Origin of the sequence: Mesorhizobium sp. M4B.F.Ca.ET.214.01.1.1, from assembly GCF_004791545.1 — a bacterium.
In the GTDB taxonomy this organism is placed as follows: domain Bacteria; phylum Pseudomonadota; class Alphaproteobacteria; order Rhizobiales; family Rhizobiaceae; genus Mesorhizobium; species Mesorhizobium abyssinicae.
Genome location: NZ_SRUX01000010.1, coordinates 232449 through 245165, shown reverse-complemented (window position 1 = coordinate 245165; position 12717 = coordinate 232449). Strand labels below are relative to the sequence as shown.

Annotated in this window: 8 protein-coding genes; 1 reads left to right on the top strand and 7 read right to left on the bottom strand. The window is 61.6% G+C overall.

Features of this window, described 5'->3' with window-relative positions; genetic code table 11:
• Position 1: 1 nt before the first annotated feature.
• From EN857_RS21045 to EN857_RS21030, 4 genes are all read right to left on the bottom strand, one after another.
• Entirely contained in the window at positions 2-661 is a 660-nt protein-coding gene (locus tag EN857_RS21045) for a glutathione S-transferase family protein (RefSeq protein ID WP_135859210.1), read from the bottom strand.
• Positions 658-1503, bottom strand: coding sequence for an aromatic ring-hydroxylating dioxygenase subunit alpha (locus EN857_RS21040; RefSeq protein ID WP_135859208.1), 846 nt, complete (start codon positions 1501-1503; stop codon positions 658-660). The genes EN857_RS21045 and EN857_RS21040 overlap by 4 nt, the downstream gene beginning before the upstream one ends.
• Positions 1500-2150 (bottom strand): Rieske 2Fe-2S domain-containing protein, encoded by a 651-nt coding sequence (locus tag EN857_RS21035; RefSeq protein ID WP_135859206.1) that lies wholly within the window; start codon positions 2148-2150, stop codon positions 1500-1502. The genes EN857_RS21040 and EN857_RS21035 overlap by 4 nt, the downstream gene beginning before the upstream one ends.
• Before the next feature lie 149 nt (positions 2151-2299).
• Positions 2300-2581 carry an acylphosphatase gene (locus tag EN857_RS21030; protein WP_245478411.1) on the bottom strand — a complete coding sequence of 94 codons (282 nt, stop codon included), beginning with the start codon at positions 2579-2581 and terminating at the stop codon, positions 2300-2302.
• 316 nt (positions 2582-2897) lie between these two features.
• Between EN857_RS21030 and EN857_RS21025 the strand changes: the two genes are divergently transcribed.
• Entirely contained in the window at positions 2898-3122 is a 225-nt protein-coding gene (locus EN857_RS21025; RefSeq protein WP_135859204.1) for a hypothetical protein, read from the top strand.
• A gap of 319 nt (positions 3123-3441) precedes the next feature.
• On the opposite strand, the gene EN857_RS21020 is transcribed toward EN857_RS21025, so the two are convergent.
• The 3 genes from EN857_RS21020 to EN857_RS21010 form a co-directional block, all read right to left on the bottom strand.
• On the bottom strand, positions 3442-4452 hold the full coding sequence (locus EN857_RS21020; RefSeq protein WP_135859202.1) for a GlxA family transcriptional regulator: 1011 nt from the start codon (positions 4450-4452) through the stop codon (positions 3442-3444).
• A 199-nt stretch (positions 4453-4651) separates the two neighbouring features.
• Entirely contained in the window at positions 4652-6712 is a 2061-nt protein-coding gene (locus EN857_RS21015; protein ID WP_135859200.1) for a response regulator, read from the bottom strand.
• A gap of 10 nt (positions 6713-6722) precedes the next feature.
• Positions 6723-12437: a HAMP domain-containing protein gene (locus EN857_RS21010; protein ID WP_135859251.1), complete on the bottom strand. Its 5715-nt coding sequence runs from the start codon at positions 12435-12437 to the stop codon at positions 6723-6725.
• Positions 12438-12717: the final 280 nt, after the last annotated feature.

Here is a 12717-nt window from a genome sequence, read left to right as displayed (position 1 = left end):
GTCAGGCCTCGCCGACTTCTGGGACGGGCTCGGGTTTCAACTCGTGCAGCCGGTGGATGCCCGGCATCTCGATGAAGCCATCGATGGCGCGGATCGCCCGCGACCAGAGCCGGATCGCGGGATAGGGATCGAGCGAAACGCCGCCGTCCGGCGCGAGCGCGACATAAGGAAAGCAGGCGACGTCGGCGATCGTCGGCCGGTCCGACGCAAGGAAGCGCTGGCCGCGGATCTGCTGTTCGACAAGGCCAGCCTCCAGCTCCCGCAGGGCCGCTGTCCCCTGCCCTTGGAGGACAGCGATATTGCCCGGACGCAGCAGCATCTCGTGCAGGCGCGTGGCTCCCAGACTGGCGGTCAGCCGGTGCGAGAAGGAAAGCCATTGCTGGACGCGCGCCGCCTGCCCGGCCGTATCGTTGCCCAGCCATTGCGGCGCCGCCTTGGCGGCGAGGTAGACCAGCATGGCCGAGGATTCGGTCAGGACGAGATCGCCATCTTCCAGGATCGGGATCGAACCCGCCGGGTTCAGCGCCATGAGCTCAGGACCGCGATGCTCGACACCGGGATGGAAGTCGACAGGGCGGATGTCGAGCGTCACCCCGGTCAGCGCAGCCATGAGGCGCACCTTGTAGCAGCTCGGCGAAAGCACGTAGTCGAAGAGCTTCATTGCGCCACCAGTTGCGCGCCGTAGGTGTAGCCATGACGTTTCAGCCAGCGCCGGTAGGCAACCGAGGTGAGGTCCGCTCGCGTCGGGATCTCCATGCCGGGATCCAGCGGCAGCAGCCCCGGAATCTGGTTTTCGAGGATCGACCGGTCCTGGACGAAGATCGTCTGCTGGAAATGGATCAGGTCCGTCATCGGTGTGTCGTCGTCGAACAGCGCCATCCATGGCCAGACGTCGCACAGGTCCTCGGCAAGCGGCTGCACGAAAAGCGTGATGACGTCCCATTCACCCGGGCGCGGCGGGCATGTCTTGTAGAGGATCGAGCAGGTCGGCGCGGGCACGCGATACATGTATTCGGTGGTTATGCCGCCTTCCGCCGACTTGGCGGCCTGCGGCTGATAGAACTTCACCTGGGTCGCCCAAACCTCGTCTTCGTCCTCCCGGATCTCGACCTTGTAGTTCTGCACCTCGGTGTGCGGTTCGGCCCCCAATATGTCGGTGTGCACGAACGGAAAATGCGCGATGTCGAGGAAGTTCTCGACGGCGCGCAGCGGCGAGCAGCGCACGCGCACCACCCCGACATCGACGAGCCGGCGGCCGGGCTGATCGGCCTCGGGGATCGCAAACAGCGGCTTTTGCGGATCGCCGAGCGACGACCAGACATGGCCATAGCGGATGCAGGCAGGCAGGGCACGTCCGTCGACGCCGGTGACCTTCACGTTCCCGTCTTCGCCGCGCCCCACCTCGATCGGCTCGCCCATGAGGGCCGTCTTGCGCCCAGGCCCATCAAGCTGGCTGGCAATGCCGACCGGATACCATTCGTCGATCATCGCGTTGCGGGTCATCGGGCGATCCCACCGTGCGCAATATCCTCGGCCGCCCGCCGCAGCGCCTCGGCGGCTCTCGATGCGGCGATACGCTCGGCCTGACTGCTGCCCTCGGCCACCAGAACATGCACCAGCGTGCGCGCTTGCCCTTGCGGAGCAAGCAGCAGGCGGATGGTCGGGGCATTCCCGGTGTAGTCGAGCAGGTCTCCGTCGGCCTTGGTGCCCGTGACCGCCTCCAGCGCCGCGATGTCCGCTTCCACCATCATCGAGCGCAGCGGAGCAAGGCCCTCGAACCGGGGCGGCCCGGCGGCGGGCTCGCCAACGGAAATCCATATGATGCCGCCGCCATCCTCGACGGGCTGCGTCGCGACACGGATCGTGTCCGGCGGCGTCAGTGCCGGATGGGCCGGAATGCGCAGGCAGCTTCCCGCCTGGGCATAGCCCCAGCCGTGGTAGATGCAGGACAGGGTCTCACCGCGCACGAAGCCATGGGAAAGCCGCATGCCGCGATGCGGGCATCTGTCGGCGAAGGCCGCCGCGCGGCCGGAACGGCTTCGCCAAAGGGCAACCGGTCCGGCTGGGGATTGCGCCGGCATTACGGTTCCCGCCGGCAGGTCCGCGGAGAGGGCAACAGGCATCCATGAGCCGGTCGGATAGGGCGGCATGCATCAACTTTCAAACGACACCAGCATCTTCCCGAGCGCGGCTTCGCGGTCAAGGACATGCTAATAAGCCCGGTTACGTTTGCACAACATTTCCTCACTGGCAATAATGCCTAAAAAAGGTGCACGCCGCTTCGCAAGCGGCTGCAAACCTAGCCCGATTCGCTCTCGATCGGCGCCCGGCGGATGGCCTCGACCCAGACATCGATTGGTCCAAGGGAGCACCCCATCTCCATCATGTCGATGAGTTCGGCCGGACCGGCAATGTCGAGTTCGATCCGGTCGGGACCGGCAGCGCATATTGCCTGCGCGAGCCCGAGCTTGGCGGCATGACGCTCGATCCACGGAACAAAGGATGCCGCCTCGACATCGCCGAGGATCGTCATGCGCTCCCGCGAAGAACGTGGATTTTGCTCGCCCATCGAGACCTTCATGCTTCGTCCGCGACCGTCGCGGCGGGACAGGATACGACTGTTTCGACTGCTGCACAAAAGATACCGGAAGAAGGTGCCGAAAGAACGGGTTCGCAGAGGCGTTGCCAGGCAATTTGCGGCTGCAGGGGGCTTCCAGGCGGGAAAGCTAGTGCTCCTGCCGGGCGCCCATCAAACGACCTGACGATCCTAGCCAACGGTACCACCGGCTTCCCGGTTAAACGCGCCCCGCATTGTGACAAGCTGTCGCGCGCCGTGTCGGAACCAATCCAATCGGCACTGGTTTCGATCTTGAAGGGACCGCAACGCGAGCGGAAAGATGGTTGAAATTTACAGCTTGGAAATGGACAAGGCGAGGCAGCGTGCCGGCCGAGCGGAACTGGCCTTGGAACGGGCGGAAGAACTCCTGGATGGTGACGGCAACGTCGCCGTCAATTTGGCCCTGTGCTGCAGGATCAGAGGCGCGCAGCGGCGCGTGAGCGAGGCCAGGGCACGGCTGAGGAAGATCGAGTCCGCCAGAACGGAAAGACTTCGCATCGGTTGACCGTATCCTCCCTGGATTAGCAAATGTAACTGCGGGCGCGGCGGCGGGCGTGGTAGATTGGGATGTGCTGGAGTTCTCCTGGGAGGAGTCGTCCTTGAGTATCGCATCCAAGCTCGCCGCAATGTCGGCGGGGCTGCTCGCCAGGCGTGTAGCCGCCGCTCAACCCACTGCTGCCGTCAAACCCATCCGGTCGTCGCTCGCCGACGTTCCCCTCCGGCGCCAGCCTCTTCCGTTCAAGCCACGACCGCCGATCCGACCTTGCAGCAACATGTGACCTGACGCCGTCACTCGCCGCACTGCTGCGCCTGGTGGCACGAGTCTATCTATCGACAAGGCTCGTGCCGCCGGCAACTGCCGATCTCAATTTGCTCGGCGGCATTCCAAATGTCTCCCGGAAAACCCTGGAGAAATGCGACGCGTTCTCGAAGCCGACTTCGATGGCGATGTCGAGCATCGGCACGCTGGTCTCGAGGAGAAGCTGCTTTGCCCGCTCGAGGCGCACCTTCTTGTAGACGAGCGCCGGGGAGGTTTTCGTGTTCTCCATGAACAAGCGTTCCAGCTGCCTTCGCGACAATCCAACCGATGCCGCGATCTCGGATATCGAGATTGTATTCTCGATATGGTTTTCCATCGCAATCAGCGCCGCCTGAAGCCGCGGATCGTTGCATTCGATAGAGAGCGGCCGGCGCGGCTGGATGTGCAAGGCCGGGCGCGCCTTGTCGATCTGCAGGACCTCGAGCGCGTTTCTCTCGGCGCGTTCGCTGATGTGACGCCTCACGATCGATGCAGCCATGTCCGCGGCGCTGCTGCCGCCGGCGCACGATCCCCTGGTCCGATCGAGGTTGAAGATGCGGTCCGACCTGACTTCGTGATCCGGGAAGCGCTGACGGAATGCCTGGTAGTGCAGCCAGCTGACGCAGGTCCGGTGAAACTTCATCAGGCCGGCGTCCGCCAGCACGAAGGTCCCCGTGCAGACGCCGATCAACGGCACTTTGCTGGCGGCTGCCTTCTTGAGATAGCGCACCGTCTCATCGTCGACCGGGAACTCGGTGTTCAACAGCCCGCCGACGACGACGATATAGTCGAACAGATTGGGGTCCACGAGATCCGATGTCGGCGCGACCTGCACGCCGCAGCTGGAGGTGATCAGGTGCCGAGTGCTGGCCAGAACCTGCCAATCGGCAAAGATGCGGCCCGACCGGTCCGCCTCGTCACTGGCCAGACGCAGCGTATCGACGAACAGGGCGAAGGCTGAAAGGGTGAACGAACGCGCGAGCACAAAGCCGATTTTCAGTCGGCTCACCTCGGCAATTCCGTTCGCGGATTTCATCGATCGTTTCCTTCGCTTCGGCCAGTTGCGGCTTCCAGCCTCGTCGCCAGCGTTGCTATCCTACCTGCAAAACTGTGGCCATGATGCTGGCGGAAAAGTCGCACTGATGCTCCATGAACGACATGACGACCTCAGGCTGAAGCGAGCGGACCCCAACCGGTGTGGTGCACGCACCATAGCTGTGGATGTTGGCTTGCTATCAGCTGATCGCGTAGGCAGCGTTGACGCGCAGGATGTTCTCTATGAGGTCCTTTTCGCGAAAGGGCTTGTTGACCAATGGAACATCCGGAGGACGGTTTGCGATAGCGTCGGCGTCGGCGTATCCCGTTATCATCACCGCTGGCCAATTCGAGCGCAGGTTGCGCGCAAAGCGAATTACCTCGACGCCCGACACGAGAGGCATGGCGAAATCCGTGACAATGACGTCGAAGTCGTGGGGTGTCCGTTCGATAATCGCCAGTGCTTCGGCACCACCTGCAGCACAGGTGACTGCGAAGCCGCGTTGCCGAAGAGATTCTGCTGTCAGTTGCCGCAGGCTGCTGCTGTCGTCGATCAAAAGCAGGGACGGAAGCGCCTTTTCAGCCTCGCCCATCACCGGCTCCGCGTCGAACTCGGCCGCATTATCTGCCGGCAACTCTGCCGAACGAGGCAACCAAAGCTCCATCGATGTCCCGCGGCCGACGGCGCTGATAATGCGGAGTGAACCACCGGATTGCTTCATGAAGCCGTCGACGGTGCTGAGGCCCAAGCCGGTCCCCTTGCCGAGCGGTTTTGTGGTGAAAAAGGGTTCGACGACCCTTGCCAGAACATCCGGGGGGATGCCTGCGCCGGTGTCCTTGACCGTAAGGACGACGTAGTCTCCCGCTGTCAAATCTTCCGATGCTGCTGTGATCGTCCGGTTCTGTGCGTGCACTGTAATTGTTCCCCCGGAGGCCATGGCATCGCGCGCATTGAAAACCAGGTTCATCAAAGCCAGCTCCAGTTGGCCGACGTCGACATGAGCGGGCCAAACTGAGTTGTCGACCATCCATTCAAACCGGATCAAGCCTCCCAGTACCGGTGCCACCAGCCCGTTCATCGTGTCCCCCAGCGCCGCAAGACGGACCGCGGCAGGCCTCAGGTTCTGTCGCCGTGAAAAGGCGAGCATGCGCGTGACAAGCTCAGCGCCTTGTTTGGCGGAGCGGCGGGTCAATTCAACGATCTGCTTCCCCTGATTGTCGAGCGTGGCATGCCGCTCGAGCAGACCTAGCCCGCTTAGAATCGCAGCGAGCAGGTTGTTGAAGTCGTGGGCCAGCCCTCCGGTGAGTTTTCCAATCGCGTCCAGGCGCTGAGTTTTCAGGAGTTGATTTTCGAGCTCACGGCGCTCTGTTATGTCGAGCAAGGTGCCAAGGATTTCGGGACGGCGCCCGTCGGCACCTTTCGACACGACGCCCTGGTCCAGAAAGATGCGATATTTGCCGTCGGCGCACTGCCAGCGGAACTCGCATGTGTAGGAGCCTGTTGCTTTTGCCGCCAGCAATGCTTCCCGCACTTTGGGCAAATCGTCCGGGTGCACCCGGCTCAGGCCAAAACGCGGATCGGATGTCAGTCGCTCGGGAGGAAATCCCGTCAGACGTTCGACACCTTTGGTGACAAAACGAGCTGCAAAAGGCGGCTCGGCGGCCCTCGCGTGAAAGCAGACGGGCAATGATCCAAGAATGGCTTCCTGTCGCTCCTCCGCGGTGCGGAGCGATCGCTCGGCTTCAAGCTTCTGTTTTTCGGCCTGCAGGGCCTTCGCCAGCAGCGCCTGCTCGGCAATGGCATTTCGCTGGATTTCGAGCGTCTTCTCGTGAAGCTCGACAAATACGGCCACTTTGGATCGCAGCATGACCGGGTCGAATGGCTTGAACACATAGTCTACCGCGCCGGCGTCGTAACCGCGCAGCATATGAGCGTCTTCCTTGTTGATGGCCGTGAGGAAGATGAGAGGCGTTCGCTTGGACTGCTCGCGTTGGCGGATCAGCGCGGCTGTTTCATAACCGTCGAGACCCGGCATCAGAACGTCCAGCAGGATGACGGCGAAATCCTGCTTCAACAGGCAGCGCAGCGCCTCTTCACCGGATTGCACCGTGACGACCTCCGCCAGCGGAGAGAGGAGTTCGTCAATCGCCAACAGATTTCGTTCGTCATCATCGACGGCGAGGATGCGTGCTTTGGCAGGGCTGTCGGTCGGCTGCACGATTTCCATTTTTTTCGAACGGATAGGCGACAGCTTTTGCATCGGGCACCTGTCAGTTCACGGACATGAGCAGATTTTGCGAGGTCTCGACCCTCGCTCTGGAACGACCGATCCAGACCCGGAGCAACGCCATGAGAAGGTCGAGATCGACGGGCTTTGCTATATAGTCGGACGCGCCGGCTTCCAGGCACTTCTGCCGATCGCCTTTCATTGCCTTTGCCGTCACCGATATCAGTGGAATGTGGGCTATGGCGGGCGTATTGCGGATTCTCCTCATCGTCTCGTAGCCGTCCATCTCGGGCATCATGATATCGATCAAGGCTGCGTCGACGTCGGAGTTCTCCTCCAGCAACGCAATCCCGTCGCGGCCCCGCTCGGCGTGGAGAACTTCGATGTCGTAGGTCTCGAGAACGCTCGTCAGCGAGTAGATGTTTCGGATATCGTCATCGACGATCAGCACTTTTGCGCCAGCGATGTTTGACCTGTTCTCAGCTTGCCCGGGCCCTGCCCCATTGTCCTCGCGCAATCCTCCTGGGAGTGTTGCCGATATGTGGAGAGCTAGTTGAGCAAAATTCTCGGCCCGCGGGACATCGATCCAGGCCGGATTGAGCGCCAGCACCTGTTCGATGGCGTCGGAATGAGGGGCAAAGAACAGAAGCGGCGGCAGCCCGTCTGAGAGCTGGTTGGCAAGCTCATCGAGCGCCTGGGCGTTGTCCTTGGCAGACCTTCCGAGACCGAGAACCACGGCATCGTACGCGGCCAGGTCAATGTCATCTGCAGTCGCCGCGCGACCGATTGCAGTGACCGAGGTGACCCCATCCCGGATGGTTTCGACCAGCGAAAGGCGACGCTCCGGATCGGCGTCTGCGACAAGCACCCGGCGCTGGACACGAAGCTTTCTCGAATGAATATCCTGAAACACCTTCATCAGTTCGTCGGACGACACGGGCTTGGTGGAAATGCTCGATGCGCCCTTGGTGGCCAGGCCTTCGATGTCGTCCGCGCCAGAGATCACATGGATAGGAATGCCGGTGGTCTTCGGATCATGGCGCAGCAGGTCAAAGAGCACCCATCCATCGATGTCCGCCAGCCCGAGATCCAGCGTGATCGCGTCCGGAACCAGCTTGCGGGCCAAGGCCAAGGTTCCGGACCCGGCAGTCGACAGGACACCTTTCAGCCCGGCCGATCGTGCCAGGCCCAGCAGCAGGCCGCCGAAGGTCGGATCATCCTCAACGATCAAAACCACCCTGTCTTCCGCCGAAATGGCGTCGCGGTCGTCCATCAATTCCGCAGACGGCAGACCGGTGGGCGCTGCGGTCGTGGCAATCGCTTCGGTGGCCGGAAGCAATTCCGGCTGCGTCGCGGCCGTAGTCCTTGGACCGTCGATCGGAATGACGAGCGTGAAGGTCGATCCTTTGCCCGGAGTGCTTTCAACCCTGAGTTCACCGCCAAGCAGACGGGCGATCTCACGGCTGATCGAGAGCCCCAGACCGGTTCCTCCGTACTTGCGGCTGGTCGTACCGTCCGCCTGCTGGAAAGCCTCGAAAATCAGTTTCTGCTTGTCTTCCGGAATGCCGATGCCGGTGTCGGTCACCGCGATGGCCAGGGCCCTGGCGGGCTGTCTGGCGCCGTTGCGGCGTCCAGTTTTCTCGAGCCGGAAATTCAGGCTGACTTGACCTCCGGACGTGAACTTGAAGGCATTTGACAGCAGGTTGAGGACGATCTGCTGCAGGCGTTTTTCGTCGGTACGCACGGTCTCGGGAAGAGCCGGGTCGACCTTTATGGCAAAGCCAAGTCCCTTGTCGGCGGCGAGCTGGCGGAACGTGCGTTCCATATGCTGGCGCAAATGCGCGACCGGCATGTCATTGATGTCGATCGAGACCGTACCCGACTCGATCTTCGACAAATCGAGGATATCGTTGATGAGACTGAGAAGGTCTGTGCCGGCCGAATTTATGGTGCGCGCAAACTCCACCTGCTTGTCGTTGAGGTTGCCTTGCTGGTTGGTGGCGAGCAGGTTGGAAAGGATCAGCAGCGAATTGAGCGGCGTTCTGAGCTCATGGCTCATGTTGGCAAGGAACTCGGACTTGTACTTTGAAGTGAGAGCAAGCTGCTCTGCCTTCTCCTCAAGCGCCCGCCGTGCCATCTCGATCTCGAGATTCTTGTTTTCGACCTGTTTCTTCTCGTTCTCCAGAAGCTGAGCCTTTTCCTGAAGCTCCTCGTTCGTGGCGTGCAGTTCTTCCTGCTTTTTGGTCAGTTCGGTCTGGCGGGCCTGCAATTCGGACGTCAGCAGCTGCGATTGCTTGAGCAGGCCCTCGGTCCGCATCGTGGCCGCTATGGTGTTGAGAACGATGCCGACGGACTCCATCAGCTGATTGAGAAACGATTGGTGCGTGTCGCGGAACTCGCCGAATGATGCGAGTTCGATGACGGCCTTGACCTCGTCTTCGAACAGGGCCGGCAGAATGATGACGTTGGCCGGCGAAGAGCTGCCCAGTCCGGACGTCACCCGCAGAAAGTCCGGCGGGACATTGTCGAGCATGATCGCACGCTTGTCTGCGGCACTTTGGCCGACGAGCCCTTCCCGAAGATCGAGCCGTTGCTTGATGGCTGCCTTGCTCTCGGCGCCGTACGACGCCGCCAGCTCCAGATAGGACTCATCTTCGTCGCGGTTGGTCACATAGAACACGCCGTATTGAGCGTTCACCAGCGGGGCGAGTTCGGACATGATCAATCGCGAAACCGTGGCGAGGTCGCGCTCGCCCTGGAGCATCCGGGAGAAGCGAGCCAGATTGGTCTTCAGCCAGTCCTGCTCTGCGTTCTTCAGCGTCTGATCCTTGAGGTTGCGGATCATCTCATTGATGTTGTCCTTGAGCGCCGCGACTTCGCCCGAGGCCTCGACACTGATCGAGCGGGTCAGATCGCCCTTTGTCACGGCGGTTGAGACTTCTGCGATGGCGCGCACCTGGGTCGTCAGATTGGCGGCCAGCTGATTGACGTTGTCCGTCAGGTCGCGCCAGAGACCGGCTGCACCAGGCACCCGCGCCTGCCCTCCGAGCTTGCCCTCGATGCCCACTTCGCGCGCGACGTTGGTCACCTGGTCGGCGAAGGTGGCGAGGGTCTCGATCATGCCGTTGATGGTGTCCGCGAGGGAGGCGATTTCGCCCTTCGCATCGACCGTCAGCTTGCGCTTGAGATTGCCCTGAGCCACTGCCGTCACGACGTCGGCGATGCCACGCACCTGGTTTGTCAGATTGGTCGCCATCAGATTGACGTTGTCGGTCAGATCCTTCCAGGTGCCTGCTACGCCTCGCACCTCGGCCTGGCCGCCGAGCTTGCCTTCCGTGCCGACCTCGCGCGCGACGCGCGTCACCTCGCCTGCGAAAGAGTTCAATTGGTCGACCATGGTGTTGATGGTCGACTTGAGCTCGAGGATTTCGCCCTTAACGTCGACGGTGATCTTCTTGGAGAGGTCGCCTCGCGCGACCGCCGTCGTCACCTCGGCGATGTTGCGGACCTGGCCGGTAAGGTTCTCGGCCATCGAGTTCACATTGTCGGTGAGATCCTTCCAGGTTCCGGCGACGCCTCGCACCTGAGCCTGACCACCGAGCTTTCCTTCGGTGCCGACTTCGCGCGCCACGCGCGTCACCTCGCCTGCGAAGGAATTCAGCTGGTCGACCATGGTGTTGATGGTCGACTTGAGTTCGAGGATTTCGCCCTTCACGTCGACGGTGATCTTCTTGGAAAGGTCGCCCAGCGCCACGGCTGTCGTCACATCCGCGATGTTGCGCACCTGGCCGGTCAGGTTGGCAGCCATGGCGTTCACATTGTCGGTCAAGTCTTTCCAGGTGCCGGCCACGCCTCGAACCTGCGCCTGGCCGCCGAGCTTGCCGTCCGAACCGACCTCGCGCGCCACGCGCGTCACTTCCGAGGCGAACGAGTTCAGCTGATCAACCATGGTGTTGATCACGTCCTTGATCTGAAGGATTTCTCCCAATGCATCGACGGTGATCTTCTGAGTCAGGTCGCCGGTGGCGATTGCGGTTGCCACCTTGGAAACGTCGCGCAATTGCACGGTCAGATTTCCGGCCATGGCGTTGACGTTGTCTGTCAGGTCTTTCCATGTGCCGCCGACGCCTTCCACGTGGGCCTGGCCGCCAAGCTTGCCTTCCGATCCGACCTCGCGAGCCACGCGTGTCACCTCGGAGGCAAAGGAGTTCAGCTGGTCGACCATCGTATTGACGGTGTCCTTGAGCTCGAGGATTTCGCCCTTGACGTCGACGGTGATCTTTTTGGAAAGGTCGCCCCGGGCAACGGCCGTGGTCACCTCTGCGATGTTTCGAACCTGGCCCGTCAGGTTGGCCGCCATCAGGTTGACGTTGTCAGTCAGGTCCTTCCAGGTGCCGGCGACGCCTTTCACCTCGGCCTGGCCGCCGAGCTTGCCTTCCGTGCCGACCTCGCGCGCCACGCGCGTCACTTCCGAGGCGAACGAATTCAGCTGGTCGACCATCGTGTTGATGGTGTCCTTGAGTTCGAGAATCTCGCCCTGCACGGCGACAGTGATCTTTTTCGACAGATCGCCAGAGGCAACCGCAGTCGTGACTTCCGCGATATTGCGCACCTGACCGGTCAAGTTCTCGGCCATCGAGTTGACATTGTCGGTCAGATCTTTCCACGTGCCGGCAACGCCGCGCACTTGGGCCTGGCCGCCGAGCTTGCCCTCAGTGCCGACTTCGCGCGCGACACGCGTGACCTCCGAAGCGAAGGAGTTCAACTGATCGACCATCGTATTGATGGTGTTCTTGAGCTCGAGGATTTCGCCCTTCACGTCGACGGTGATCTTCTTCGAGAGATCCCCCAGAGCCACTGCCGTGGTCACTTCGGCGATGTTGCGGACCTGGCCGGTCAGGTTTTCCGCCATGGAGTTGACGTTGTCCGTCAGGTCCTTCCAGGTGCCGCCGACGCCTTCGACACGGGCCTGTCCTCCAAGCTTGCCTTCGGTGCCGACCTCGCGCGCCACGCGCGTCACTTCCGATGCGAAGGAATTAAGCTGATCGACCATCGTGTTGATGGTGTTCTTGAGCTCGAGGATTTCGCCCTTCACGTCGACGGTGATTTTCTTCGACAAGTCGCCTGAAGCGACCGCGGTGGTCACTTCGGCGATGTTGCGCACCTGACCCGTGAGGTTGGTGGCCATGGCGTTGACGTTGTCGGTCAGATCCTTCCATGTGCCGGCAACGCCCTTCACCCGCGCCTGTCCGCCAAGCTTTCCCTCCGTGCCAACCTCTCGCGCGACGCGGGTCACCTCGGAGGCAAAGGAAGCCAGCTGTCCCACCATTGTGTTGACGATCTTGCCTATGCGCAGGAACTCGCCGCGCAACGGTCGGCCGTCGATTTCGACCATCATCGTTTGGGACAGATCGCCTTTTGCCACCGCGCCAATGACGCGAGCCACTTCCGCGGTCGGTTGGACCATGTCTTCGATGAGGTCGTTGACCGACCTGACACTCGATTCCCAGCTACCGGTGGCATTGCGGACGTGGCCCCGCTCGCCGATCCTTCCGTCCTTGCCGACCACCCTGCTCAGTCGCTCAAATTCCTTCGTGACCTGATCGTTCAGTTCAACGATCTGGTTGAAGGCATCGGCAATATCGGAATCGATACCCTCATAGACGTTGTCGATCCGGACGGAAAAGTCGCCTCGCCTGAAGGCTTTTAACGAATTGAGAATTTGACGACGGTCGAGTTGCGTTCTTGATGCCTGCACGCTCACAGTGCCACTCCCAGCCCAGCGGTTTTGTGAAGGAACTTATGCCGATGAAATCCCCACCCCTTGCGGCGACGTACAATCCACCGCAAGGCTAAAAACGTGGAATAAGACAATTGGTTCCGAGGAGAATTTCGCGCAGATGCCGGGCCTTCGACAGGTCGGCGCAGATGGTTCGACAGATGCCTGCTTGGGCCGAACAGTCGCTGACCGAATGGGGGAAGGCAGAGCGGGCAGTCCAGTCTGGACGGTTCAGGCGAAGCGCAAGCCATCCCCCTGG

What these genes read in the sequence shown, in the direction of transcription:
- EN857_RS21045 (WP_135859210.1), bottom strand. Translation starts at nt 661, where the DNA reads ATGAAGCTCTTCGACTACGTGCTTTCGCCGAGCTGCTACAAGGTGCGC.
- EN857_RS21040 (WP_135859208.1), bottom strand. Translation starts at nt 1,503, where the DNA reads ATGACCCGCAACGCGATGATCGACGAATGGTATCCGGTCGGCATTGCC.
- EN857_RS21035 (WP_135859206.1), bottom strand. Translation starts at nt 2,150, where the DNA reads ATGCCGCCCTATCCGACCGGCTCATGGATGCCTGTTGCCCTCTCCGCG.
- EN857_RS21030 (WP_245478411.1), bottom strand. Translation starts at nt 2,581, where the DNA reads ATGAAGGTCTCGATGGGCGAGCAAAATCCACGTTCTTCGCGGGAGCGC.
- EN857_RS21025 (WP_135859204.1), top strand. Translation starts at nt 2,898, where the DNA reads ATGGTTGAAATTTACAGCTTGGAAATGGACAAGGCGAGGCAGCGTGCC.
- EN857_RS21020 (WP_135859202.1), bottom strand. Translation starts at nt 4,452, where the DNA reads ATGAAATCCGCGAACGGAATTGCCGAGGTGAGCCGACTGAAAATCGGC.
- EN857_RS21015 (WP_135859200.1), bottom strand. Translation starts at nt 6,712, where the DNA reads ATGCAAAAGCTGTCGCCTATCCGTTCGAAAAAAATGGAAATCGTGCAG.